The 24,451-nt window shown below is 62.7% G+C and carries 22 protein-coding genes; 9 read left to right on the top strand and 13 right to left on the bottom strand.

The window, feature by feature from the left end; translation table 11 throughout:
- Positions 1-13: 13 nt before the first annotated feature.
- The gene (locus ASC48_RS00780; RefSeq protein ID WP_072242503.1) at positions 14-463 is read right to left on the bottom strand and encodes a hypothetical protein; all 450 of its coding nucleotides are present in this window, start codon (positions 461-463) and stop codon (positions 14-16) included.
- A 201-nt stretch (positions 464-664) separates the two neighbouring features.
- Between ASC48_RS00780 and ASC48_RS00785 the strand changes: the two genes are divergently transcribed.
- The 3 genes from ASC48_RS00785 to ilvC all read left to right on the top strand — a co-directional run bounded on the left by ASC48_RS00785 (position 665) and on the right by ilvC (position 4,460).
- Positions 665-2,584: a potassium transporter Kup gene (locus ASC48_RS00785; RefSeq protein ID WP_055453933.1), complete on the top strand. Its 1,920-nt coding sequence runs from the start codon at positions 665-667 to the stop codon at positions 2,582-2,584.
- A gap of 137 nt (positions 2,585-2,721) precedes the next feature.
- Positions 2,722-3,363 (top strand): TetR/AcrR family transcriptional regulator, encoded by a 642-nt coding sequence (locus tag ASC48_RS00790; RefSeq protein WP_082439926.1) that lies wholly within the window; start codon positions 2,722-2,724, stop codon positions 3,361-3,363.
- 77 nt (positions 3,364-3,440) lie between these two features.
- Entirely contained in the window at positions 3,441-4,460 is a 1,020-nt protein-coding gene (gene ilvC, locus ASC48_RS00795; protein ID WP_055453934.1) for a ketol-acid reductoisomerase, read from the top strand.
- A 275-nt stretch (positions 4,461-4,735) separates the two neighbouring features.
- On the opposite strand, the gene ASC48_RS00800 is transcribed toward ilvC, so the two are convergent.
- Genes ASC48_RS00800 through ASC48_RS00810 form a run of 3 tightly spaced genes read right to left on the bottom strand, consistent with a single transcriptional unit; the run spans position 4,736 to position 7,407 of the window.
- Positions 4,736-5,692 carry a D-alanyl-D-alanine carboxypeptidase family protein gene (locus tag ASC48_RS00800; RefSeq protein WP_244269970.1) on the bottom strand — a complete coding sequence of 319 codons (957 nt, stop codon included), beginning with the start codon at positions 5,690-5,692 and terminating at the stop codon, positions 4,736-4,738.
- A 30-nt stretch (positions 5,693-5,722) separates the two neighbouring features.
- Entirely contained in the window at positions 5,723-6,484 is a 762-nt protein-coding gene (locus ASC48_RS00805; protein ID WP_055453935.1) for an ABC transporter permease, read from the bottom strand.
- Positions 6,481-7,407, bottom strand: coding sequence for an ABC transporter ATP-binding protein (locus tag ASC48_RS00810; protein ID WP_055453936.1), 927 nt, complete (start codon positions 7,405-7,407; stop codon positions 6,481-6,483). Before ASC48_RS00810 ends, ASC48_RS00805 begins: the two co-directional genes overlap by 4 nt.
- A 218-nt stretch (positions 7,408-7,625) precedes the next feature.
- Between ASC48_RS00810 and ASC48_RS00815 the strand changes: the two genes are divergently transcribed.
- From ASC48_RS00815 to ASC48_RS00835, 5 genes are all read left to right on the top strand, one after another.
- The gene (locus ASC48_RS00815) at positions 7,626-8,531 is read left to right on the top strand and encodes a pirin family protein (RefSeq protein ID WP_055453937.1); all 906 of its coding nucleotides are present in this window, start codon (positions 7,626-7,628) and stop codon (positions 8,529-8,531) included.
- A gap of 127 nt (positions 8,532-8,658) precedes the next feature.
- Positions 8,659-9,822, top strand: a complete 1,164-nt coding sequence (locus tag ASC48_RS00820; protein WP_055453938.1) for a GNAT family N-acetyltransferase — start codon at positions 8,659-8,661, stop codon at positions 9,820-9,822.
- Between the two features lie 120 nt (positions 9,823-9,942).
- A complete protein-coding gene (locus tag ASC48_RS00825) occupies positions 9,943-10,854 on the top strand; it encodes a PhzF family phenazine biosynthesis protein (RefSeq protein WP_055453939.1) in 912 nt (303 codons plus the stop codon).
- Between the two features lie 350 nt (positions 10,855-11,204).
- Positions 11,205-12,761: a 2-isopropylmalate synthase gene (locus ASC48_RS00830; protein ID WP_055453940.1), complete on the top strand. Its 1,557-nt coding sequence runs from the start codon at positions 11,205-11,207 to the stop codon at positions 12,759-12,761.
- 166 nt (positions 12,762-12,927) lie between these two features.
- The gene (locus ASC48_RS00835; RefSeq protein ID WP_055453941.1) at positions 12,928-13,272 is read left to right on the top strand and encodes an antibiotic biosynthesis monooxygenase family protein; all 345 of its coding nucleotides are present in this window, start codon (positions 12,928-12,930) and stop codon (positions 13,270-13,272) included.
- Positions 13,273-13,378: 106 nt separating this feature from the next.
- Here ASC48_RS00835 and ASC48_RS00840 read toward each other — a convergent pair whose 3' ends face one another.
- Positions 13,379-13,927 (bottom strand): GNAT family N-acetyltransferase, encoded by a 549-nt coding sequence (locus tag ASC48_RS00840; RefSeq protein ID WP_050474209.1) that lies wholly within the window; start codon positions 13,925-13,927, stop codon positions 13,379-13,381.
- Between the two features lie 123 nt (positions 13,928-14,050).
- A complete protein-coding gene (gene miaA, locus ASC48_RS00845) occupies positions 14,051-14,980 on the bottom strand; it encodes a tRNA (adenosine(37)-N6)-dimethylallyltransferase MiaA (RefSeq protein WP_055453942.1) in 930 nt (309 codons plus the stop codon).
- Between the two features lie 37 nt (positions 14,981-15,017).
- Here miaA and serB point away from each other — a divergent pair, with 37 nt between their 5' ends.
- Positions 15,018-15,911: a phosphoserine phosphatase SerB gene (gene serB / locus ASC48_RS00850; protein ID WP_055453943.1), complete on the top strand. Its 894-nt coding sequence runs from the start codon at positions 15,018-15,020 to the stop codon at positions 15,909-15,911.
- Between the two features lie 27 nt (positions 15,912-15,938).
- Here serB and ASC48_RS00855 read toward each other — a convergent pair whose 3' ends face one another.
- The 7 genes from ASC48_RS00855 to ASC48_RS00885 form a co-directional block, all read right to left on the bottom strand.
- Complete coding sequence (locus tag ASC48_RS00855; protein ID WP_167345102.1) at positions 15,939-18,830, bottom strand: EAL domain-containing protein; 2,892 nt, start codon at positions 18,828-18,830, stop codon at positions 15,939-15,941.
- Between the two features lie 437 nt (positions 18,831-19,267).
- The gene (locus ASC48_RS00860) at positions 19,268-20,770 is read right to left on the bottom strand and encodes a Do family serine endopeptidase (RefSeq protein WP_055453945.1); all 1,503 of its coding nucleotides are present in this window, start codon (positions 20,768-20,770) and stop codon (positions 19,268-19,270) included.
- 135 nt (positions 20,771-20,905) lie between these two features.
- Positions 20,906-21,091, bottom strand: coding sequence for a DUF2065 domain-containing protein (locus ASC48_RS00865; RefSeq protein ID WP_055453946.1), 186 nt, complete (start codon positions 21,089-21,091; stop codon positions 20,906-20,908).
- Positions 21,088-22,029 carry a protease modulator HflC gene (hflC, locus tag ASC48_RS00870; protein WP_055453947.1) on the bottom strand — a complete coding sequence of 314 codons (942 nt, stop codon included), beginning with the start codon at positions 22,027-22,029 and terminating at the stop codon, positions 21,088-21,090. The genes ASC48_RS00865 and hflC overlap by 4 nt, the downstream gene beginning before the upstream one ends.
- Complete coding sequence (hflK, locus tag ASC48_RS00875) at positions 22,029-23,225, bottom strand: FtsH protease activity modulator HflK (RefSeq protein WP_055453948.1); 1,197 nt, start codon at positions 23,223-23,225, stop codon at positions 22,029-22,031. The genes hflC and hflK overlap by 1 nt, the downstream gene beginning before the upstream one ends.
- 201 nt (positions 23,226-23,426) lie before the next feature.
- Positions 23,427-23,915 (bottom strand): GNAT family N-acetyltransferase, encoded by a 489-nt coding sequence (locus tag ASC48_RS00880; protein WP_082439928.1) that lies wholly within the window; start codon positions 23,913-23,915, stop codon positions 23,427-23,429.
- Positions 23,912-24,448: a dihydrofolate reductase gene (locus tag ASC48_RS00885; protein WP_141658838.1), complete on the bottom strand. Its 537-nt coding sequence runs from the start codon at positions 24,446-24,448 to the stop codon at positions 23,912-23,914. The genes ASC48_RS00880 and ASC48_RS00885 overlap by 4 nt, the downstream gene beginning before the upstream one ends.
- Positions 24,449-24,451: the final 3 nt, after the last annotated feature.

A 24,451-nucleotide genomic window follows, 5' to 3' on the forward strand; every position in this document is an offset into this window, starting at 1 on the left:
CCTGAACCGGGAATCAATTGTTGATCGAGACAATGGCCCAGTAGCTCTTCGCGCAGGCATTGTCCTCGCACACCGGGCTGAGCCAGACGGCCCCATCGCCGATGGCGACGCCCTCATCGGTCACCAGAAGATCCTCATAGGCGGCTTCCGCAACGATGGCCTTTGTCTCGCCGCTCACCAGCCGGGGGTACGCAGCGATGAATTCCTCTGCCGTTTCAACCGAGTGGAACGTGCCATTGTTGTTGACCGGCAGGGGGAAGGCCGCAAGTGCGGCCACATCTTCTCCCGTGCCCGTCACCAGGGCACGGCGCACATTTTCCAGAAACGGATCAAGCCCCTTGGCATCGCCGAGGATGGTCTCGACCCGCTCATAGACATCTTCCGCGCTCGCCGCCGCTGCGGGCATGGCGGTCAGAAGAGCAAGACACAGAGTAAGACACGGGGCAAGGACAGGCGTCTTCATCGGCAACTCCAGGGAACAACCGGGCTGAAGAATACCCGCTTCCGCATCTGTGCGCCTGACAAACTTTGGGCTAAATAATGGCCCTGACCGGAACCGGAAACGCTTCCCCGCGTTTCCGGTTCCGCAAAGTCCGCTCTGCCGCTCATCCCGACGGCACGACACCAGCCGGTGCCGGAAAAAACAGCAGGGGTAGTGTCAGCAATGACCCCAAGCGACGGCCCTCTAGAGGGCGAGGCAAGTCTTCCTCAACATCATCTCCCCAGATCCGGCCACGGCATGCTCATGCTGGGCGCCGCCGGTGTGGTCTATGGCGACATCGGCACCAGCCCGATCTATGCCCTGCGCGAGACGCTGCGGGCAGCGACGAATGGCGGCACCGCGCCCCCCACAAGCACCGAGATCACCGGCTCCCTGTCGATCATCGTCTGGGCGCTGACGGTGATCGTCACCCTCAAATATGCGCTCATCGTGCTGCGTGCAGGCAACAAGGGCGAAGGCGGCACCCTGTCACTCGCCATTCTCGCCCAGTCCGCCGCCGGGCGGATGCGCCTTGCCGTCGTCTCCCTCGGCGTCATCGGCGCGGCGCTGTTCTTCGGCGATGCGGTGATCACGCCCGCCATCTCGGTTCTGTCCGCCGTCGAAGGTTTTAAACTCACCGTCCCTGCGGTCGGGGACTACATCATTCCGATCACCGCCGGCATTCTCATCGCGCTCTTCGCGGCCCAGCGTTACGGCACCGGGCGAGTGTCGGCCGTCTTTGGTCCGGTCATGCTGATCTGGTTCGCCTGCCTCGCTGCCGCTGGCGCGGGGCATGTCATGGATGATCCGGCCATCCTGCGCGCCCTCAACCCGCTGGAGGCCGTCGCCTTCGCACAGGCCCATACCGGCGTTGCCCTGGCGGTGGCCGGTGCTGCCTTTCTGGCCGTGACGGGCGCCGAAGCGCTCTATGTTGATCTGGGCCACTTTGGCCGCAAGCCGATCATCCACACCTGGTTCGTGCTGGTGTTCCCCGCCCTTGTGATCAACTATCTGGGTCAGGGTGCCTATCTGCTCAGAACCGGCGGCTCCATCAGCCAGCCGCTGTTTGAGATGATGCCCGCCTGGGGCCAGACACCGCTTGTGGTGCTGGCGACCGTGGCAACGGTCATCGCCAGTCAGGCGGTGATCTCCGGTGCCTTTTCGATGGCACGGCAGGCCGCGCAACTGCATCTGCTGCCGCGCCTGACGGTGATCCACACCTCGGAAACCCAATCGGGCCAGATCTACCTGCCGCAGGTCAACTGGCTGCTGCTGGCCGGCGTGCTGGCGCTGGTGCTGGGCTTCGGATCGTCGGACGCGATCGCCGCGGCCTATGGCATTGCCATATCAGGCCAGATGCTGGCGACGACGCTGCTGCTGGCGCTGGTGATGCGCGGCGTCTGGGGCTGGCCGCTGCCGGCGGTGCTGCTGGTCACACTGATCTTTGCCGCCATCGACGCCACGTTCCTCACCGCCAACATGCTGAAATTCATGGATGGCGGCTGGGTATCGATCTTCATGGCGGCGGTGCTTCTCGCCGTAATGACCATCTGGACACGCGGCAGCCGGAAGCTCTTCGAAAAGACCCGCCGGATGGAAATCCCGCTGGCAGACCTTGCCGCCTCGCTGGAGAAAAGCCCGCCGCACCGGGTGCCGGGCACCGCCATCTTCATGACGGGGGACCAGGAAAGCGCGCCAACCTCGCTGCTGCACAGCCTCAAGCACTACAAGGTGCTGCATCAGCAGAACCTGATCATGACGGTGAAGACGCAGCCGGTGCCGCATGTGGAGGAAAACGACCGGGTTGAGATCAGACCGCTGAACGGCGACTTCAAGCTGCTCACGGTCAACTTCGGCTACATGGAAGACCCCAACATTCCCAAGGCCCTCAAGGCCTGCCGGAAGCAGGGCATCAAGTTCGACATCATGTCGACCTCCTTCTTCCTGTCGCGGCGCACGCTCATTCCCGCCCCCGCCCCGCCCCTCACCAGCCTGACAAAGCGGGTCTTCATCCAGCTGGCCCGAAACGCTGCCGACACCACCAGCTTCTTCCGCCTGCCCACGGGCCGCGTCGTGGAGATCGGCACGCAGGTGGTGATCTGACCCTGGAGACGGGGCGGGCCGGAAAGGGCCCGCCCCGGTTTCCGCTCCCCTCCCCGTCTTCCCCTCTTGACGGCGCCTGCCCGCTCGCCTAGAACCATGAACCGTACGGTACGGTACAGAAATTCCGGAGTGGTTCCTTGGCCAGTGCAGACCTTCACGACAGCTTGCCGGATGAGGCAGCCGCCTTTTCCCCGCGCCAGCAGGCTGTGCTGGAATGCGCGCTGAAGCTGCTTGTCGAGGGCGGCGAAAAGGCCCTGACGACGGCAGGCCTTGCCCGCAGCGCCAATTGCTCCAAGGAAAGCCTCTACAAGTGGTTCGGCGACCGGGATGGCCTGCTTGCAGCCGTCGTCGCCTATCAGGCCAGCAAGGTTCATTTTGCTTCCGAGGCCGCCGCCACCGACGCCACGACCTTCAAGGCCCATCTCACTGGTTTCGTGCGCGAGCTGCTGGAGGTTCTCTCCGGCGAAACATCGCTGGCACTGAACCGGCTGGCCATCGGCCAGTCCAACCGGGACGATTCCCGGCTGGGACGCCTGTTGCTGCTGAAGGGCAAATACACCATTTCTGCCCGGGCCCGCAGCCTGCTGGAAGCAGGCCGGTTCCGCGGCTTCGTCAAGTTCGATGATGCCGAGGAGGCCTATCAGGTGCTCTACGGCCTTGCGCTGCGCGACCAGCATATCCGTCAGATGCTGGGTGATACGCCGCGCCCGCGCGAGAAGGACATCGAGGCACAGGCCGCTCTGGCCGTGGACAGGTTCTACCGGCTGTTCGGCGCCTGACGCTGAAAGCCGGAGAAAGCAAAACGCCGCAGCGGCTTACCGCCTGCGGCAGGGATAAACGGGAGAAAGGAAGACCCATGCGTGTTTATTACGATCGCGATGCCGATCTGAACCTCATCAAGTCCAAGAAGGTCGCCATCATCGGTTACGGCTCGCAGGGCCGCGCCCATGCGCTGAACCTGAAGGACAGCGGCTGCAAGGACATCGTCGTTGCCCTGCGCCCCGGCTCCACCACCGCCAAGAAGGTCGAGGCCGACGGCCTCAAGGTCATGAGCGTGGCAGAAGCTGCCGCCTGGGCCGACCTGATGATGATGGCGACCCCGGACGAGCTGCAGGCCGACATCTACAAGGACCACATCGAAGCCAACATCCGTGACGGTGCCGCCATTGCCTTCGCTCACGGCCTCAACGTCCACTTCGGCCTGATCGAGCCGAAGTCCACCGTTGACGTGCTCATGGTCGCTCCGAAGGGGCCGGGCCACACCGTGCGCGGCGAATACGAGAAGGGCGGCGGCGTGCCGTGCCTCGTGGCCGTTCACCAGAACGCTTCGGGCAATGCCCTTGACCTCGGCCTGTCCTACGCCTGCGGCGTTGGCGGCGGCCGTTCGGGCATCATCGAAACCACCTTCAAGGAAGAGTGCGAGACCGACCTGTTCGGCGAGCAGGCCGTTCTGTGCGGCGGCCTCGTCGAGCTGATCCGCGCGGGTTTCGAGACCCTGGTGGAAGCCGGCTACGCTCCTGAAATGGCCTATTTCGAGTGCCTGCACGAAGTGAAGCTGATCGTCGACCTCATCTATGAGGGCGGCATTGCCAACATGAACTACTCCATCTCCAACACCGCCGAGTGGGGCGAGTATGTCACCGGCCCGCGCATCGTGACGGCCGAGACCAAGGAAGAGATGAAGCGCGTCCTCAAGGACATCCAGACCGGCAAGTTCACCTCCGACTGGATGCAGGAGTACCGTGCTGGCGCCGCCAAGTTCAAGGCAACCCGCCGCCTGAACGACGCTCACCAGATCGAGGAAGTCGGCGCCAAGCTGCGCGGCATGATGCCGTGGATCAAGAAGGGCGCGCTGGTCGACAAGACCCGCAACTGATCCTGAAGTCAGGCCGTAGCGAACAAAATGATGGGCCCGTCACTGACGGGCCCATCAGACTGCTGCCCCCCTCGACCGTCATACCGGACGTAGCGGAGCGGAGATCCGGTACCGGTGGGTCAAGGCCTGCCGGCTCTACGAACTCATTGAAACAACCTGCAGCCCGGCTCACCGGTCCCGGCTCGCGCTACGCTTGGCGGGGATGACGCGGAGAGGCCGTGTGATTGTCATCAAACTCATGGGCCCGGTGCTCGCGTGAAGTCCGGCAGCTGAGATCAGTTCATCAGGCTCGCAGTGCCAGAGGCGAAATACCGCTCGAACAGCGCGGTCACTTCCTGGTCACGGGCTGCTTCCGTTGCCCCGCCGATGACCACGACCATCAGCTGGCGGCCGTTACGGCGGCCGGTTGCGACAAGATTGTAACCGGCCATGTCAATGTGCCCGGTCTTCAGGCCATCCACGCCCGGAACCTTGCCCAGCAGCTTGTTGGTCGCCTCGATGGTGCGGCCGCGGAACTGGAAGGACTGGGCGCTGAAATAGTGCATGTGCTGCGGGAAACGGCGGCGCAGGGCCAGCCCCAGCGTAGCCATGTCGCGCGCCGTGGTCACCTGCCGGGTGTCGGGCAGGCCGGAAGCGTTGACGAAACGGGTGCGGCTCATACCGAGCTGCAAGGCCTTGCGGGTCATTTCGGCAGCAAAGGCGTCCTCACTGCCGGCAAGCTGTTCGGCCACCGCCACTGCAATGTCATTGGCCGAGCGGATCGCCAGCGCCTGCACCGCCTCTTCAACCCTCAGCGAGCCGCCCTCACCGACGCCCAGCTTGGCAGGCGGGCGGGAGGCAGCACGGGCGGAGACCCGAAGCTGGCTGTCAAGAGAGATTTCTCCCCGGTCGATCGCTTCGAAAAGCAGATAGAGTGTCATCATCTTCGTCAGCGAGGCCGGATAACGCGGTGCGTCGGCGTTGAAACTGTCCAGCTCCTGCCCCGTTGCCATATCCACCACCAGCACCGACTTGCCGCGCACTTCGGCCTTGGCAGGCGCCAGTGACACCGCCAGCGGCGCAGGAGCTGCCGTGGCCTGCACTGCGGGCGCAGCGGCAACAGCGGCCATGGCGGGCGGGCGCGAGGCCTGCTGCGCGCTCTGGCAGGCGGCCAATGCAAGAATGGCTAGACCGGCGAGCCCGGCGCGCAGAATGCGCAGGGCCGCCGTGGAATGGGAAACAGATGCAGTCACGCCGGGTACTCTCTCACCTTGTCAGCCGGATCATGACTTGAGGCGATAGCCGGTCCTGAAGATCCACGCAATCACCCCAAGGCAAAGCACCAGGAACAAAAGCGTCATCGCCAGCGATAGCTCCACCCCAACGTCCGCCTGACCGTAGAAGCTCCAGCGGAAACCGGAGATGAGATAGACGACTGGATTGAACAGGGTCACAGTCTGCCAGAACTCCGGCAGCATGCGGATCGAATAGAAGCTGCCGCCGAGGAAGGCGAGCGGCGTGACGATCAGCAGCGGCACGAACTGCAACTGCTCGAAATTGCGGGCCCAGATGCCGATGATGAAGCCGAGCAGCGCGAAAGTGACGGATGTCAGCACGAAGAACAGCACCATCCAGACCGGATGCTGGATGTGCAGATCGACGAAAAGACTGGCCGTGATGAGGATGATCGCCCCCACAAGCATGGCCTTGGTCGCCGCCGCCCCCACATAGCCGATAACGATTTCCAGATAGGATACCGGTGCCGACAGCACCTCGAACACCGTGCCAGTGAAGCGCGGGAAGAAGATGCCGAAGGAAGCGTTGGAAATGCTCTGTGTCAGCAGCGACAGCATCGTCAACCCCGGCACGATGAAGGCGCCGTAGCTGATGCCGTCCACCTCCTGAATGCGCGAGCCGATCGCGGCACCAAAGACGATGAAATAGAGCGAGGTGGAAATCACCGGCGAGACAATGCTCTGGAAGAGTGTCCGCAGGGTGCGGGCCATCTCGAATGTATAGATGGCCTGAATGGCACGAAAGTTCATTGGGACTGCCTCACCAGATTGACGAAGATTTTTTCAAGCGAATCCTGCCGGGTCTGCAGGTCGCGGAAGGCGATGCCGGCCTCCCGCAGGTCACTCATCAGGCTGGTGATGCCGGTCCGCTCGCCCTGGGTATCATAGGTATAGACCAGTTCCCTGCCATCATCTTCCAGCGCCAGATCATGGGCACAGAGGCTTTCCGGGATCGCTGCCAGCGGCTCGTTCAGCTGCAGGCTCAGCTGCTTCTTGCCGAGCTTGCTCATCAGGGCGTTCTTTTCTTCCACGAGAACGATCTCGCCCTTGTTGATCACGCCCACCCGGTCGGCCATTTCCTCGGCCTCCTCGATGTAATGGGTGGTGAGAATGATGGTGACGCCGGACTCCTTCAGCCGCCGCACCACCTGCCACATGTCGCGGCGCAGTTCCACGTCGACGCCTGCCGTTGGCTCGTCGAGGAACAGCACCTGCGGCTCATGCGCCAGAGCCTTGGCAATCAGCACACGCCGCTTCATGCCGCCCGAAAGCGTCATGATACGGGCATCCTTCTTGTCCCACAGGGACAGGTCTTTCAGGATCTTTTCGATATGGGCCGGGTCCTTCGGCAGGCCAAAAAGTCCGCGGCTGAAGCTCACTGTCGCCCAGACCGTCTCGAAGGACTCGGTCGTCAGTTCCTGCGGCACCAGACCAATCATGCGCCGGGCAGCGCGGTAATCACTGACCGTATCGTGCCCGTTGACCAGCACACGCCCGGAAGAGGCACGCACGAGCCCGCAGATGATGGAAATCAGCGTGGTCTTGCCTGCGCCATTGGGCCCAAGCAGGGCAAAAAGCTCCCCCTTTCCGATGGACAGATCGACGGACTTCAGCGCCTGAAAGCCGCTGTCATAAATCTTGGAAAGGGCTTCGATGGAAATAGCCGGTTGCATGGCGGGGTCCGTGCAGGAGGGAGGAACGCGAAGGCAGGATAGGGCTGGATAATAGTGTTCCTGCGTCAGCTTTAAACCCCTCTGCCGCATTTTGCAGCAATGCATCGTTCACCGCGCCGTTCACTAACATTGAACACTGTGTCCGGTCCAGCGCCCTTGGCCACCGGCCCGGCCCGGCCTATTTTTGGCTCAACTTCACAAGACAACCGGAGGCTGCCATGTCCATCCGTCCCGTCCGCCAGATCTCTGGCACCACCCCTGCGCTGGAAGGCGCTGGCGTCCATCTGCACCGAGTGTTCGGTTTTCAGGACCCGGAGCTGACCGATCCGTTCCTGATGATGGACGACTTCCGAAATGAAAACCCGCGCGATTACCTCGCAGGTTTCCCCTGGCATCCGCATCGCGGCATCGAAACCATCACCTATGTGCTGGCCGGAACCGTTGACCATGGCGACAGCCTCGGCAACACCGGCACGCTTGGGGCTGGCGATGTGCAGTGGATGACCGCCGGGCGCGGCATCATGCATCAGGAAATGCCGAAAGGTGACGCCAAGGGCCGCATGCACGGCTTCCAGCTCTGGGCCAACCTGCCTTCGAACCTGAAGATGACTGCGCCGCGCTATCAGGATGTGGAATCCAAGGACATCCCCGTCATTCAGGACGATGACGGCACGATCGTGCGCGTTGTCTGCGGCGAGTTCTGGGGCCGCCGCGGGCCGGTGGACGGCATTGCCGCCGACCCGCAGTATCTCGACATCACCATTCCGCCGGGCCGCGCCAAGCGCCTGCCGGTCGACACCCGCCGTCAGGCCTTCGCCTATATCTTTGAAGGCGCAGGCCGCTTCGCCGATGCTTCCAAGCCCTTCGGCGTGCTGACGGAGAAGGAACTCGACAACGAGGAAATCTACATCCGCGACGAAACCGGCAACCGCACGCTGGTGATCTTCGGGGCGGGTGACGAGGTGGTGGTGCAGGCCGGCGAGGAAGGCATGCGCTTCCTGCTCGTCTCCGGCGCTCCGATCCGCGAGCCGATCGCCTGGCACGGTCCCATCGTGATGAACACCCGTGAGGAGCTGATCCAGGCGGTGACGGAACTGCGCAATGGCACGTTTATCAAACCTTAAGAGCGGGCATCAAGCTGTAATGGCAGGCCGCCACTGACGGAAGAAACAGATCCCGCCCTTGCGGGACACAAAAGGGCACGCTAGCCATAGTGTGCCCTTTTATTCTTTTCATACGTGGATTTCTCCAGTGTTTCCGAGCCTCAGCCTGCGCCGTGCCCGTTTGTCCGATGCTCCGGAACTGACGCAGATCCTGCACCGTGCCAAAGCCTCCTGGGGCTATCCGGCAGCAGTCATGGATGCCTTCCGCGCCGGGCAGCGCATCTCTCCGGCCACCATCACCTCGCAGCTTCTGATCGTTGCGGAGCGCGAGGGGCGCATGGCGGCCTTTGCGGGCGGAGAAATGCGGCAGGACCATTTCTATCTTGGCTTCCTTTTCGTTGCGCCGGAGCATCAGGGCCAGGGCCTTGGCCGCCTGCTGCTGTCGGCAATCGAGGATCTGGCGCGCGATCAGGAAATCTACCGCATCCTGCTGGAGAGCGACCCGCATGCGGCGTCCTTCTACCATCATCTGGGCTACCGGACGTTGAGCGAGCGCCCCTCCATCATGGTCCCGGATCTGCATATTCCGATGATGGAGCGCAGCTTCGAGCCGCAGTACCTGCCGTTAAACGGCATTGCCATGCATCTGTCGCGTGCGCAGGGCTGGTCCTTCGAAGCGAACGAAGCCAAAGCCATCGCCGCCCACTGGCAGAGCCTCACCAGCGCCAATCCGAACCTGTGGAACGGGCGTAAACTGCATACGCTGCAGGTGCAGCATGACAGGGGCACCCTCACCGCCCGCTGCGCTGAGGTGAATTACTCCTCCTTTCTGGCCTGGCGTGACTGGGGTGCACCGGACCGGGAAGCCTACAACCTGTTCGGTGCGGCCATCGTGCGCAGCAGCGACGGTGCGCTTCTTTATGGCGTCATGGGGCCGAAGACCGCCAATCACGGGTCCTGCTATCCGCCAGCCGGCAACCTCGATCTGAATGACCTCAGGCCTGACAGCAGCGTCGATGTGGAAGGCTCCATCGCCCGCGAACTGCTGGAGGAGACGGGCCTGGATATCAACACGGCCCGGAAAGGCGCCCTCTTTGCCCTGTTCGACGGTCAGCGCATCTGCATCGGGCAGGAACTGACATTTTCTGCTACCGCGCAGGAACTGCGTGCACGGATGCTCGCCCATGCAGCCACAGACCCGGAGGAGGAGCTGGCCGATATCGTCATCCTGAGGAAGACGGGGGATCTCAAGGGGCTGAAAGTGCCCGGTTATGCCCGCGTCATTGCACGCCGCCTGTTGCCCCAATCTTAAATTTTCCATTCACCAAAGATGAAAAAGCCGGGCTGGCGAAGCTGCGGAAACCATGCAAAAGTCCGGCCTCACCTTGAACCGGCCTCTGCGCGCCAGGGGAGCTTGCAGGAGACATTGCTGATGGGACGCCGTTACGCTGTGCTTGATGTGTTCACGAACAAGGCGCTGGCCGGAAATCCGCTGGCCGTGGTTCTGGACTCCGAAGGCCTCGAAACCGCGCAGATGCAGGTGATTGCCCGCGAGTTCAACCTGTCCGAAACCGTCTTCGTCTTCCCGCCGGAAAATCCCGGCCAGTCCGCCTCCATCCGCATCTTCACGCCTGAATCCGAACTGCCCTTTGCCGGGCATCCCACTGTCGGCACGGCTGTCCTTCTCGCCATCGAACGCTTCGGCGAGGTGAAGGGCGAGCAGGATGCGGTGGTGGTGCTGAAGGAAAAGATCGGCACCGTGCGCTGCGCCGTCATCCTGCGCGAAAATGCAGCCGCCTTTGCCGAATTCGACGTGCCGAAGCTGCCCGAACCGGCGGGTCCCACCGTCAATCCGGAGCTGATCGCCGCCGCCCTTTCGCTGGACGTATCCGAGATCGGCTTCGAGAATCACACGCCCAGCCGCTTCAAGGTGGGTCCCGCCTTCACCTATGTGCCGGTGCGGGATCTGGAAGCGCTCGCCCGTTCCAAGCCGGACCAGAGCCGCTGGGCCGCCGCCTTCGGCCATGACGACCACAACAACGCCTATGTCTATTGCCGCGAGACCCGCTCCACCGAAAGCGCCTTCCACGCCCGCATGTTTGCCCCGGGCATGGGTGTTCCGGAAGATCCGGCAACGGGCTCGGCGGCGGCTGCCTTTGCCGGTGTCGTGCAGTTCTACGACGCGCTTCCCAACGGCACCCACTTCATCCGCATCGAGCAGGGTTTCTTCATGGGCCGCCCGTCGCTGATCGATCTGGAGATCGACATTGCCGCGCGCAAGCTTCATGCCGTGCGCATCGGCGGGCAGGCCGTTCTGGTTGCAAGGGGCGAGCTTTTCGTTTGAGGGGAACTCCCCTCTTGCGTGAGGCGGCCCCATCCGCTACACAATTTTGCAATTAACGCATGTCCGGCGCCCTGCCGGCACGGGAAAGGCCCTGAATTTCATGATCGCCGCTTGCGACATGACTGGCTCCAAGACCACCGCGCTTCTGCGTAGCGGCCTTTCCGCGCGCGCCCTTCTGCTTGGCAAGCTGCTTCTGCTTAGATGCCCCTGAGCGTCGGCTGCCCCATGCGCGGGCGGGCTCTCAGGGGATAGCGAACTCACCCGATTACGTCTGATCGCTCCCGTCCGAGACCCCGCTACCAAGGGTATGACATCAGGGCTGGCGGGAGACACCAAGGGAAGGAACACCCATGACCACCACCGGCTCCAAGGACCAGGTCCTCATCTTCGATACCACCTTGCGCGATGGCGAACAGTCGCCGGGCGCATCCATGACGCTGGAAGAAAAGCTCCAGGTGGCAGAGCTGCTCGACGACATGGGCGTCGACATCATAGAAGCCGGTTTCCCGATTGCCTCCAACGGTGACTTCGAGTCCGTGCGCGAGATTGCCAAGCGCTCCAAGCGTTCGGTCATCGCCGGTCTCGCCCGCGCCATCCATGCCGATATCGACCGCTGCGGCGAAGCTGTGCGCTTTGCCGGGCGCGGCCGCATCCACACCTTCGTCTCCACCTCGCCGATCCATCTGAAATACCAGATGAACAAGACCGAGGACGAGGTGCTGGCCATCATCAGCGACACGGTGGCCCGTGCCCGCAACCTCATCGACGATGTGGAATGGTCGGCCATGGACGCCACCCGCACGCCGATCGACTATCTCTGCCGCACGGTGGAAGCTGCCATCAAGGCCGGTGCCACCACTATCAACCTGCCCGATACGGTGGGTTACGCAACGCCGGACGAATACCGCGACATGTTCGCCCAGATCCGCAACCGCGTGCCGAATGCAGACAAGGCCATTTTCTCGGTGCATTGCCACAATGACCTTGGCCTCGCTGTTGCCAACTCGCTGGCCGGTGTGGCTGGCGGCGCGCGCCAGATCGAGTGCACCATCAACGGCCTCGGCGAGCGTGCCGGCAATGCGGCACTGGAAGAGATCGTCATGGCGATCCGCACCCGCTCCGACATCTATCCCTATGGCTGCAACGTCGAGCCGAAGTTCCTCACCCGCGCCTCGAAGCTGGTGTCGGCTGTGTCGAACTTCCCTGTGCAGTACAACAAGGCCATTGTCGGCAAGAATGCCTTTGCGCATGAGAGCGGCATTCACCAGGACGGGATGCTCAAGAACGCCGAAACCTACGAAATCATGCGCCCTGAGGACGTCGGCGTGAAGGCCACCTCGCTCGTCATGGGCAAGCATTCCGGCCGCCATGCCTTCAAGGACAAGCTTAAGGAACTCGGCTACGAGCTCGGTGACAACGCCCTGCAGGAGGCTTTCCGCCGCTTCAAGGACCTCGCAGACCGCAAGAAGAACGTCTATGACGAGGACATCGAGGCGCTGGTCGAGGATGAAATCTCCACCTCCGGCGAAGGCGCCAAGGTGATTGCGCTGACCGTGATTGCCGGCACCGGTGGTCCGCAGAAGGCCATTCTCACCATGGACATCAACGGCCGCCACGAAACGAAGGAAGCCACGGGCGACGGCCCGGTGGACGCAACCTTCAAGGCCATCCGCGCCATCTGCCCGCACAACGCCACCCTGTCGCTCTATCAGGTGCATGCGGTGACCGAGGGCACGGATGCGCAGGCGGAAGTCTCCGTCCGCCTCGAAGCCAATGGCCGCATTGCCACCGGCAAGGGCGCCGACACCGACACGCTGGTGGCCTCTGCCCGCGCCTATGTGGCGGCGATGAACCGCCTCAACCTGCGCCAGCAGTCCAGCAACCCGGGCGCGCTCAAGGCCAGCTGATCTGTAGCCAAGCCTGACTTTCTGAAAGCCCGGCGCCGCAGCTGCGGTGCCGGGTTTTCCGTTTCATGCTCTCCCATAGGGAAAAACTGCTGTGCCCGCTCCAGCCTTGATCCGGCCGCAAACCGTGTCATGCTCGCAAGCCAGAGCCAGCCCGGAGGAGCCAGCCATGATCGCCGTGATCTTTGAAGTCGAACCGCATGCGGGTCATGTCTCCGCCTATTTCGATCTTGCGGGCGCACTGAAAAGCGAGTTGTCAAAGATCGACGGCTTCATCTCGGTGGAGCGCTTTGAAAGCGTGACGACACCGGGCAAGTTCGTCTCCCTGTCCTTCTGGCGCGATGAGGAGGCCCTTGCCGAATGGCGCAGCCTTGCCAGCCACCGGGACGCGCAAACCGCCGGGCGGACCCGCATGTTCGCGGGCTACCGCCTGCGCGTTGCCACCGTCATCCGCGATTATGGCCTCGAAGACCGCACGCAAGCCCCCGAGGACAGCCGCGCCCTGCACGGGTGATGCCGCATGCCAAGGCTTTCGATGCTGACGCATCGGCCTTGAAATTGCTCAGGCGCCGCACAGGCTTAACCAACTCTCGATGAGGCGGGCTCATCGCGAGTTGGTATCATCCGTTCGCCACCAGCCGCCGCAGCGACGGGTTGAGAATCTGGTAGACGTCACAGGGCAGACCGCAGGACCAGCGGGTTTCCCGCCAGTTGAGCCCCGCCCGGTGCAACACCTTGCGCGCCGCCGCATTGCCGCGGGCGACGAGGCAGATCAGGTGGCTGTAATAGGTGTTGAGGAAGAACCAGTTCACCAGCGCCGGAGACAGCTCGCTGGCAAGACCCTGCCCCCAGTGCGGACGGCCGATGACGATCTCCATGCTGATTTCGGAGGTCGGTTCATGCGGCTCGAAGCCGGCCCGGCCGATGAAGGTGCCGTCTTTCGCCAGAACCTTCCACATGCCGAAACCCTGCAACGCATGGCTGGTGACGTAATCAACCAGACGGCTCGCCAGCCAGATATCGTCCGGCACACGCCGGGAAAAGCGGCGGCTGATGTCGAGATGAGCGTTCACTTCCGGATCTGCATGAAGCGTTTTCAGCTCATCCAGATCGTCCGGCGTGAAGGGTACGAGGCGTAAACGGCGTGTCGCCAGTACGGTATCCTGCATTGCGCATTCTCCCTTCGTCCTCATCGTTATTTTTGACGGGATGAGGAGATAGAGAGCGATTGTGCGCTTTAAAGGGCTGTTTGACGACAATCCGGCGACAGTTCCCTGACAGTTTGACAACCATCAGAAATCATTGAGGATTTCACGCGCCAGCAAAGCCAGGTCCTGCGCCTGCGGATCCTTGCGCGGCCAATCGGCCAGTTGCCCGCGGAAAAAGGTCTCCTGCCGTTTGGCATACTGGCGGGTGGCCACCGTCAGGGCGAAATGCGCCTCTTCCCGGCCGCATTCCCCGCGCAGCAGCGCGCCGATTTCGGCAATGCCGATGGCCCGCATGGCCGGCAGCGTATCCGGCAGTCCCTGCGCCAGCAGCGCCTCCACCTCAGCAAGGCCTTCGGGGGCCAGCATCATCTGTGCGCGCAGCGCAATACGCGCATGCAGCCAGGGGCGCGGCGGGGCGAGAACCACCTTCACCAGCCCTTCTGGCCCCAGCAGCGGCGTCCCGTGCGCCTTTGCCTGCCAGTCTGCCAGTGTCCGGCCGGTGCCCAGCGCCACCTCCAGCGCCCTTGTCAGGCGCTGCAGGTCCATCAGCCGCTCCGCAGCTTCTGCATCCAGCGGGGCAAGCTCTGAGCGAACGGCTGAAATGCCGCCCTCCGTGGCAAGCCGCCGGCACTGCTCCCGAATGGCGGCAGGAATCGGCGGCACTTCGGCAAACCCCTGTGTCAGCGCCCGGAAATAGAGCCCCGTGCCACCCACCAGCACCGGCAGCTTGCCCTCAGCCCGGACGGCTTCAATCTCACCGCGCACCAGATCGAGATAGGCACCGGTCGAAAAGGCCTCGCTGGCATTCAGGCACCCATAAAGCCGGTGCGGCACCAGTGCTTCGTCTTCGGCGGAAGGACGCGCCGTCACCAGCCGCAATTCACGGTAGAGCTGCATGGAATCGGCATTGATCACAACGCCATTGGCGGCTTGCGCCAGTTCAATGGCCAATGCCGACTTGCCGCTGGCCGTCGGCCCGGCTATCAGGATCGCGGTTTTTGCTGTTCCGGCCATGTTGCTCCGGCCTTCTGCCCTTTCAAGAGGTTCCCCGATGCCGTCTCTGGTTGCCACGCTCGTTTCCAATCCGGCTTTCCCGGCCCTTGATGATACGTTTCTGGCCGAAGCCGCCCGCCTGCTGAACAGCGCAGACGCCCCTGCCCTTCTCTCTCCCGGCGTTGCCGCCGATCTCTCCGTGGGGCTGGAGCTGCCCGCCCGTGACGTGGAAGCCCGCCTGCGCGCGCTTGCCGGCACCCGCCCGGTTGACGTCTTTGTGCAGCCTGCCGAGGGCCGGCGCAAGCGGCTGCTGATCGCCGACATGGATTCCACCATGATCGGGCAGGAGTGCATCGACGAACTGGCCGCAGAACTCGGTCTGAAGGATCATATCGCCGCCATCACCGAGCGCGCCATGCGCGGCGAAATCGAGTTCGAGCCCGCCCTGCGCGAGCGTGTTGGCCTGCTCAAGGGCCTGCCGGTTGCCGCCGTCGCCGATGTTCTGGACAAGCGCATCACCCTGATGCCCGGTGCTGTTGCGCTGGTGCGCACGATGAAGGCCAATGGCGCCTATTGCGCACTGGTCTCAGGCGGCTTCACCCTGTTTACCGGCCCCGTGGCCGAGCGCATCGGCTTTGACGAGAACCGCGCCAACATTCTGGAGCATGCGGACGGCCAGCTGTCCGGCACGGTGCGCGAGCCGATTCTTGGCCGCGAAGCCAAGCGCGAGCGGCTTGAACAGCTGGTGGCGGAGAAGGGGCTTGCCTTCGGCGAGACCATGGCTGTGGGTGACGGAGCCAACGACCTTGCCATGATCGCCCGTGCAGGTGTGGGCGTTGCCTATCACGCCAAGCCGAAGGTGGCGGCGGAAGCGGACATGCGCGTCGATCACGGCGACCTGACGGCGCTGCTCTTCATTCAGGGATACCGCTTGCAGGACTTCGCCGCCTGAGGCGTATCTTGCTCAGGCGGGCCTTGTTCAGGCCGGGATACGCACCGGCATGCCGCTGGCCTGCTTTTGCGGCGTGTCGCTCGCCTTGAGGAGTTGCAGGACATCAGCCGCAGGCATGGGGCGGCCAATGAAGAAGCCCTGTGCCTGCGAACAGCCTTCCCGGCGCAAGGCCTCCATCTGGGCTGCCGTCTCCACCCCTTCTGCAGTCGTTTCAATTCCGAGACTGGCGCAGAGGCTGGTAACGGCGCGCACCACGGCCCGCTTGTCTTCCCCCTCATGAATATCCTGAACAAAGGCCCGGTCGATCTTCACCTTGTCAAAGCGGAACTTCTGCAAATAGCTGAGGCTCGAGTAGCCGGTACCGAAATCATTCATGACGATACGCACGCCAAGGCTCCTCAACTCTTCAAGGGTCGTAAGCGTCGCTTCGGTATCCTGCAGCAGCACACCTTCAGTGACTTCGATTTCCAGGCCGCTCGCCGCAAGGCCCGATGCGCCAAGCGCCGAAAGGACATCGAGGACCAATGTGCGCGTGCGGAACTGAACCGGAGAGATATTGACGGCCACCCGCACGTCCGAAGGCCAGGAGGATGCCTCACGGCAGGCCTGTTTCAGGACCCAGGAGCCAATAGCGCTGATCAGCCCGGTTTCCTCGGCGATGGGAATGAACTCACAGGGCGGAATGTTGCCGCGTTCAGGGTGCGGCCAGCGGATCAAAGCTTCGAAACACGCAATCTGACCATGGTTGAGGTCATAAAGCGGCTGATAATGCAGCTGGAACTGGTCCTCCGCGAGCGCCGAGCGCAGGTCGAGCTCCAGTTCCCGGCGCTGCTGGATCTGGGCATCCATCGACATCTCGAAGAAACGGTGGATGTTGCGCCCGTCCTGCTTGGCCCGGTACAGCGCCATATCCGCATGCATGAGAAGCGTGTCCGCGTCTTCCCCATCCTGCGGAGAGATGGCAATGCCGATGGAGACGCCGACAAAGATGCACTGTCCGCTGATATCGAAAGGCTGGCCGATGGCATCGATGATCCGGTCCGCTATTTCCGCAGCCTGCGCAGGGCTGCGCCGGCCATGCAGCACGATGGCGAACTCATCGCCGCCCAAGCGGGCAATCAGATCTTCTTCGCCGATCGCCTGCCTCAAACGCGCAGCAACCTCGACCAGAAGCCTGTCCCCCACCGGATGCCCAAGCGTGTCGTTGACCGTCTTGAACTGGTCCAGATCAAGATAAAGCAGTGCCGTCGGATGGCCTGTCGCAAGGCTGCGGGCAACATATTCCTCGGCCTTCTCGCGGAACAGGATGCGATTGGCAAGGCCGGTCAAGGAGTCATGATGGGCAAGATGGGCAATGCGCTTCTCCTGCCGCTGGCGCTCCGTCACATCTTCATAGACCGCGACTGACCCGCCTTCTTCCGTCCTGGCAATGGTGACCACGATGGTGCGTTCGTCCCGCACCTGAACGATACGCTTGCGCGTCACCTGCAGCCCGGCCGCCAGCCTCTGATCCTGCGGGCCTTCGTCGGCAATCACCTGCGCCCCCTGCCCGATGCAGGCTGAAACGACCCCGGCCCGGGTGGTGCCGGGCTGAACCGCCGCCTCGGACAGATCAAACAATGCACGGAAGTTGCCATTGGCAAGGATCACCCGGTCATCCGGCCCGCACATCAGGATCCCTTGCGGAATGCTCTCCACCGCCGAGGACAACCGGTCGAACTGCTGCTTCACCTCCTGACGGGACGAGGCCAGCAGATCCTGCCGTGCAGCCTCCAGTGACTGCATCAGGCTGTCAAACGCCGCGCCCAGCTCTCCGATCTCGTCCGGGCGCCTGATCAGATCCTCCGGCACCGGATGGATGGCATCGCCCGCATCCCGCAGGGCTCTGGCATGGCGCGTAAGCCGTTCGACCGGCCGCGCCACGGCAGCACCAAAGGCAAGCACGGCTCCGATACAGGCAAGGCAGGCAAAGGCTGCCACCGCGAGAATCGTGAACATCCCGGCATCGATGCGCCGGGTGATCATCGCCGTGGTATCCTCATTCTGCTTACGCGCCCAGATGGCAAGTTTTTGCACCGCCTTCGTCAGCCGGTATTCAGAAAGCCGCAGCAGGCGCATCACATCCGTCCGGGCCCGGTCGATGGTAATTGCCTGTTGCAGAACGGTCTCCAGCGGACCGCCGGCCTCCACCTCGCTGGATACGGCGCGGATTGCATCGCGCAGCGGCCGTGTCCGGGGAAAAGAAGACTGAGCCTCCAGCCAGGGCATCAGCTGGCGGGAAATCGCTCCAATGCCCTGTGCTGCGAGATTCTGGTTCTGGATCGTCTCGCCAAGATTGCGTGTGCCTGCCGCATACCTGTCCCCCAGCAGACTGGCATCGAACCGCTCCACTTCCTTGCGCAGGTCATAGGCAAGACGAATAACCGGCCAGTTCTCCACCATGGCTGAACCGAGCCGCGCCCTCTCAGCCTCAAGACCATCAGCTTTGCCGATCATCTCGCGCATGCTGCGCTCGTCAAGCGCAACTGCGCCATCCACCTGTTCCAGCAGCCTGTCCAGCGTCGCATTCATGCGCTTGAAGTTGAAGCGGATACGCTCCTCGACGCGCCTGCGCTCCTGAGAGTTCAGAATATGCTGGTCGCAGACGGCCAGAACCTCGCCCTGAATTCTCTTGAAATCATCCCGCGCCCGGATCGCATCCTGGCCCAGCGTCTCGAGATTGCGCTGCCGGATCGACATATCAAGTGCATCAAGCTCGGAATAATCGACTGACCGCAGATTGAAGGCTGCAAGCGCCGGATCTCCGCCCGTGCGGAAGAAACACTCATCAATCAATGTCCGCGACAGGCCGGCAATCTGCTGGACGCTGGCCGTTGCGCGAAGGGCGTCCACATAGAGCGGACCTGTCGCCTGGCTCATCAGATGCATGCCGCCGGACACCGCCTGCATCTGCCGGATGCTGACAAGACCGAGGCTCAGGATAAGGAGAACAAGGACGCCGCCGAAGCCGGCAACAGCAATGCGCAGGCGCTGAAATCGCAGGAGCAAAGGTAATGAAAACCAAAAGCGCATCCAGAACCTACCCCATCTGGAGTTCCTGCCTCAGGCAAACAACACTCAAAACACCACCTGCGCCGCCCAATTCATGGCAGCGGATAAAGCGAGCCCCTGACCAGGATAACACTCGTATAAATTGCTATACGTTTCGTAAAAAACATACGTCAAACAAGAAAATAACGTAGCGTCATTAAAGGCGCCCCCTCCGGGACATGGGCACTCAGAGGTTGCATATCAAAAGCAAGGGGCGCGGAACATGTCCGCGCCCCGATCAGGCAAGATAAGACAAGAGCCTGATTTTACTTCTGTTCCTCAATCCGCACCGGAATGAAGCGCAACTCTCCGTTCGGATTGGCCAGCAGCAGCAACGCCGACTTCCGGCCGCCCTTTTTCAGCTTCTCGACCTGGGCAGCAGCTTCTTCGGGCGTCTTGACCGGCTCCTGGGCGACTTCCTTGATGGTATCACCTGCCTGGATCCGCTTCTCTTCTGCGGAACTGCCAGCGATCACCTCGGTCACGACAACGCCCTCAACCTCAGCATTGATCTGGAATTTTTCGCGCAGGGCATCGTCGAGAACCGCCAGCTTCATGCCCAGCACTTCGCTGGTCTTCTGCTCTTCCTCTGCCGGCTTTTTCTCTTCCTCAGCCGCACCGGCTGCATCTGCCTCTTCAAGGCGGCCAAGCGTCACCTTCAGCGTCATCCGCTCGCCCTTGCGCAGCACGACAACATCCACTTCCTTGCCGATGGCCGTGTCGGCCACCATACGAGGCAGGTCGCGCATCGCCGGAACAGGCCTGCCGTCGAACTCGACGACCACATCCCCCGGCAGGATCTTGGCAGCAGCAGCCGGGCCGTCATCGGACACACCGGCAACCAGCGCACCCATGGCCTTGTCCATTCCCAGGCTTTCCGCGATTTCGTCAGTCACTTCCTGAATGCGCACGCCCAGCCAGCCGCGGCGGGTCTCGCCGAACTCACGCAGCTGCGCAATGACGGCGGTGGCCGTGTTCGAGGGAATGGCAAAGCCGATGCCGATCGAGCCGCCCGACGGGGAGATGATGGCCGTGTTGATGCCGATGACCTTGCCATTCATGTCGAACAGAGGGCCGCCCGAGTTGCCCCGGTTGATGGCAGCGTCCGTCTGGATGAAGTTGTCATAGGGGCCGGCATTGATATCGCGCTTTCGGGCGGAGACGATGCCGACGGTGACCGTGCCGCCGAGGCCGAAGGGATTGCCGATGGCCATCACCCAGTCGCCGACGCGGATCACCTCGCTGTCGCCGAATTCAACGGCTTTCAGCGGCTTTACCGGGGTCACCTTCAGCACGGCAATATCGGTCTTTTCGTCAACGCCGATGACCTCTGCCTTCAGCTTTGAGCCATCATTGAAATTGGCGGTAATCTCGTCCGCATCCTCGATCACGTGATTGTTCGTGATGATGATGCCTTCGGTGCCGTCAATGACAAAGCCGGAGCCCAGCGACTGAACCCGGCGCGGAGATCTGCCGCCCTCACCGCCTTCATCGTTGTTCTGGCGGTTGAAGAATTCATCGAAGAACTCCTGGAAGGGAGAGCCCTCCGGCAGCTTCGGCATGGGGATCGACCGGCGGGCCTGAACGGTCTGCTCGGTCGAGATGTTCACCACCGCATCGGCAAGACCTTCCGCCAGATCGGCGACGGAAGCTGGCCCCTGCGCAAGCGCGACATGGGCCGGCGACACTGCAACAAAGGCCGCCAGCATCGCTGCGGCTGCCGTCCGGGCTCCGCGGGAGAAGGTTTGAGCTTTGAAAATACGGGCCATCGGCCGCTTTCCTCCATACCATCGGGCGGGCAAATGCCCGGGTCACGAAATCACTCTAACGATATATGCAAACATGGCGCCAGTTCGACAGCAATCGGACTGGCGCCATGACATTTCCGGGAGGCAAAAAATCCGTCAGCCACGAACCAGCCAGATGATGAAGACACCGGCAGCCAATGCGGCAAGACCAACGCCGCGCAACACACTGTCATCCATATCGAGCACGCTGCGCAGCATCGCTTTCATGCGCCCTGGCGCCAGCGCATAGATGGTTCCTTCCAGCGCCAGCGCCAAGGCTATGGCTGTTATCAGATCGCTCATTGCCCCGCAGGTGCAGCACCGGCGGCCGGTGCCTGGAGCGGCATCTGCACAGGTGCAGCCGTTGCTGCTGCAGCCCCGGCCGGATCATTGAAATACCGGAAGAAGCTGGAGTCGGGCGACAGAACGAAGCTCGTCTGACCGGTCTTCAGGCCTGCTTCATACGCCTGCATGGAGCGGTAGAAGGCGAAGAAGGACGGATCCTCGCTGAAGGCCTCAGCAAAAATACGGCCGCGCTCCGCGTCACCATCACCGCGCAGGATTTCTGCATCGCGGCGTGCCTCGGCGATCAGGACCGTTGCATCTCGGTCGGCACGCGAACGGATGCGGCGGCCCTGCTCTTCACCCTGAGCACGGATCTCAGTCGCCTCGCGCTCACGCTCGGTCTGCATGCGCGAGAACACGGCCTGGCTGTTGGCTTCCGGAAGATCAGCACGGCGGATCTTCACATCCACCACCTCAAGGCCAAGATCAGCCGTTGCAGCCGACACGAGCGTGCGGATGCGGGTCATGATCTGCGAGCGGTTGTCACGCACCACGGCCGTGAAGGTCGAACGGCCGAGTTCGTCGCGCAGCGCGCCCTGCAGCAGCGTCGAAAGGCGCTGGTTGGCGGCGTTGATGTTGTTGACGCGCTGATAGAACCGGACCGGATCGGAAATGCGGTAACGGGCAAACGCATCCACTACCAGACGCTTCTTGTCCGAGGCAATGGCTTCCAGCGGCGGCATGTTGAAGTCCAGGATGCGCCGGTCGATGTAGACCACGTTCTGGACCAGCGGGATCTTGAAATGCAGGCCCGGCTGCTGGGTGGCGGACACCACCTTGCCGAACTGAAGAACAAGCGCCTGCTGCGCCGGGTTGACGATGTAGATGGAGAGATAGAGGACAGTCAGCGCGAGTGCGATGATGACCCCGAGAAAACCGAGAACACCGTTCTTCATTACTGCTGTCCCCCGCCATTACGCGCTGCCGGCTGCTGCGGCTGGCTGGTTCCGCGGCCCAAGAGATCGTTGAGCGGCAGGTAAGGTACCATGCCCTCGCCCGCCTTCTGGTCGATGACGATCTTGGCATTGCTGCCAAGCACCCGCTCCATCGTTTCCAGATAGAGGCGTTCACGCGTCACATCCGGCGCCTTGCGGTACTCTTCATAGATCTTGGTGAAACGCTGGGCCTGACCGGTCGCCTCGGCGATGACCTGATCGCGGTAAGCGTTCGCTGCTTCAATGACACGGGCCGCTTCACCGCGCGCTTCCGGCACGATGCGGTTGGCATAGGTCTGTGCTTCGTTCTGGATGCGCTCCTGGTCAGCACGGGCGGCCTGAACATCGCGGAAGGCATCGATGACCTGCTGCGGCGGGTCAACCTTCTGCATCTGGACGCTGACGATGTCGATACCCGCCTGATAGTTATCAAGCGTCGTCTGCATCAGGTTCTGAACGGCAACCTGAATCGGGGCGCGGTTCTCCGTGAGGATGGCGTCGATGTCCGAGGCGCCAACCACTTCACGCATGGCGCTTTCGGCAACCGCCTTTACGGTGCCTTCGGGATCCTGGATGTTGAACAGATAGTTGGCCACACCCTCGGTCGTCGTCTTGATGCGCCACTGCACCTTGAAGTCGGCATCGACGATGTTTTCATCGCCGGTCAGCATCAGGCTTTCTTCCGGCACGTCCACCGTGCGCACCGTGCCGCCGGAGATGCGTTCCTGCATGCCGATCGTCATTTCCTGCAGGCGCAGGACTTCCGGCTTGTAGACCTCACCGACCGGATAGGGCCAGTTGTAGTTGAGGCCCGGCTGGGTCTGGCCCGAGACCTTGCCCAGCACCAGTTCCACGCCCACCTGATCCGGCGCCACGCTGTAGAAGCCCGTCAGCATCCAGCCGCCGATGAGCACAACGCCTGCCAGCAGGATGCCCTTGACGCCGAAGTTGCCGCCGCCGCCCGGCAGAACCGTCTTCATCCGGTCCTGCGTCCGGCGCAGCAGTTCTTCAAGATCTGGGGGATTGCCGCCACCACTGCGATTGGGGCCGCCCCCCCACGGTCCGCCGTTATTGCCGCCACCGCCGCCCCAGGGACCGCCGTTTCCGCCGCCCCCCTTCCAGCCGCCACCGCCACCGCTCTGGTTGCTCCAAGGCATCAAGACATCCTTCTTCGGGGGGCAGGTTTCCTGTCCCCTGGTTGAACTTGTTGTATCTGACCTGCTGGGGGTTATAGGAAGGTTAGCGGCCGCTGACAACGCGCAGCCTCCGGGGCCTCCCAAACTCAGCCGGATTCAGGGTTTATCATCTGGGACATGGGTTCCATGACCCGGATTTTCAAGGCTTTGCGACGCCCAAGGTTACGCCGCGGGCGCGGCAGGGCGGCGCATATCCACATGCGGGATTCCATCTTCCAGATAGATTTCGCCGGTGGGCTCAAACCCGTGACTGCCATAGAAGCGCTGCAGATGCGCCTGGGCAGAAAGTTCCACGTCCGCTTGCGGATACAGATCCCAGGCCCAGGCAAGCCCTGCCTGCATCAGATGATCGCCCAGCCGCAGCCCCCTGGCATGCGGGGCCACGACAATCCGCCCCAGGCGTACAAAGGGCTCTTCCGCAGAAGGCGCAAAGGCGCGCAGATAAGCGGCAAGACGTCCCTCACCGTCCTTCAAAAGATAGTGAAGTGCCTCGGGGTCGCGGCCGTCGATCTCCCGATAGGGGCAGTTCTGCTCCACCACGAACACGTCAACGCGCAGCTTCAGCACCTCGTAGAGCGCCGCGAGCGGCAATTCGTCGAACGGAAACCAGCGGCAGGACCAGCCCGCCGGCACCTCCCGTGCCGCCGTCATGCTGCGGTCCTCCTGCGGTACGTCTGGAAGGTAACATTCGCGCTGTCCTTTTCACTGCGCTCTGCGGCCCGCTCTGCCACCAGCTCCCACTGGCCGGAGCTGAATGCCGGGAACACCGTATCCCCCTCCGGCGTGGCGTGAACGCGGGTCAGCTCCAGCCGGTCCGCATGGGCCATCGCCTGCGCATAGATCTGGCCGCCGCCGATGATCATCACGTCTTCCGCCCCGCTCTCTGCCGCCAGCTTGCCGGCAAGTTCCAGCGCCGCTTCAAGGCTCTGCACCAGATGCACGCCTTCCGGCAGGTCGACCGCCTGCCGGGAAATCACCACATGCGGGCGTCCCGGCAGCGGCTTCCCAAGGCTTTCAAACGTCTTGCGGCCCATCACCACCGGCTTGCCCAGCGTCAGCGCCTTGAAGTGCTTCAGATCAGACGGCAGACGCCAGGGCATGGCATTGTCCGCGCCGATCACTCCGTTCTCGGCCACCGCCGAGACAATCACCGTTTCCAGCATTTTTCCGCCTGCTTTGATCATGAG

The organism is Pannonibacter indicus (genome assembly GCF_001418225.1).
Lineage (GTDB): Bacteria > Pseudomonadota > Alphaproteobacteria > Rhizobiales > Stappiaceae > Pannonibacter > Pannonibacter indicus.

Coding starts and splice junctions, on each gene's coding strand:
- ASC48_RS00780 (WP_072242503.1), bottom strand. CDS start 463: ATGAAGACGCCTGTCCTTGCCCCGTGTCTTACTCTGTGTCTTGCTCTT.
- ASC48_RS00785 (WP_055453933.1), top strand. CDS start 665: ATGACCCCAAGCGACGGCCCTCTAGAGGGCGAGGCAAGTCTTCCTCAA.
- ilvC (WP_055453934.1), top strand. CDS start 3,441: ATGCGTGTTTATTACGATCGCGATGCCGATCTGAACCTCATCAAGTCC.
- ASC48_RS00805 (WP_055453935.1), bottom strand. CDS start 6,484: ATGAACTTTCGTGCCATTCAGGCCATCTATACATTCGAGATGGCCCGC.
- ASC48_RS00810 (WP_055453936.1), bottom strand. CDS start 7,407: ATGCAACCGGCTATTTCCATCGAAGCCCTTTCCAAGATTTATGACAGC.
- ASC48_RS00815 (WP_055453937.1), top strand. CDS start 7,626: ATGTCCATCCGTCCCGTCCGCCAGATCTCTGGCACCACCCCTGCGCTG.
- ASC48_RS00825 (WP_055453939.1), top strand. CDS start 9,943: ATGGGACGCCGTTACGCTGTGCTTGATGTGTTCACGAACAAGGCGCTG.
- ASC48_RS00830 (WP_055453940.1), top strand. CDS start 11,205: ATGACCACCACCGGCTCCAAGGACCAGGTCCTCATCTTCGATACCACC.
- ASC48_RS00835 (WP_055453941.1), top strand. CDS start 12,928: ATGATCGCCGTGATCTTTGAAGTCGAACCGCATGCGGGTCATGTCTCC.
- ASC48_RS00840 (WP_050474209.1), bottom strand. CDS start 13,927: ATGCAGGATACCGTACTGGCGACACGCCGTTTACGCCTCGTACCCTTC.
- miaA (WP_055453942.1), bottom strand. CDS start 14,980: ATGGCCGGAACAGCAAAAACCGCGATCCTGATAGCCGGGCCGACGGCC.
- serB (WP_055453943.1), top strand. CDS start 15,018: ATGCCGTCTCTGGTTGCCACGCTCGTTTCCAATCCGGCTTTCCCGGCC.
- ASC48_RS00855 (WP_167345102.1), bottom strand. CDS start 18,830: ATGAGCCAGGCGACAGGTCCGCTCTATGTGGACGCCCTTCGCGCAACG.
- ASC48_RS00860 (WP_055453945.1), bottom strand. CDS start 20,770: ATGGCCCGTATTTTCAAAGCTCAAACCTTCTCCCGCGGAGCCCGGACG.
- ASC48_RS00865 (WP_055453946.1), bottom strand. CDS start 21,091: ATGAGCGATCTGATAACAGCCATAGCCTTGGCGCTGGCGCTGGAAGGA.
- hflC (WP_055453947.1), bottom strand. CDS start 22,029: ATGAAGAACGGTGTTCTCGGTTTTCTCGGGGTCATCATCGCACTCGCG.
- hflK (WP_055453948.1), bottom strand. CDS start 23,225: ATGCCTTGGAGCAACCAGAGCGGTGGCGGTGGCGGCTGGAAGGGGGGC.
- ASC48_RS00880 (WP_082439928.1), bottom strand. CDS start 23,915: ATGACGGCGGCACGGGAGGTGCCGGCGGGCTGGTCCTGCCGCTGGTTT.
- ASC48_RS00885 (WP_141658838.1), bottom strand. CDS start 24,448: ATGATCAAAGCAGGCGGAAAAATGCTGGAAACGGTGATTGTCTCGGCG.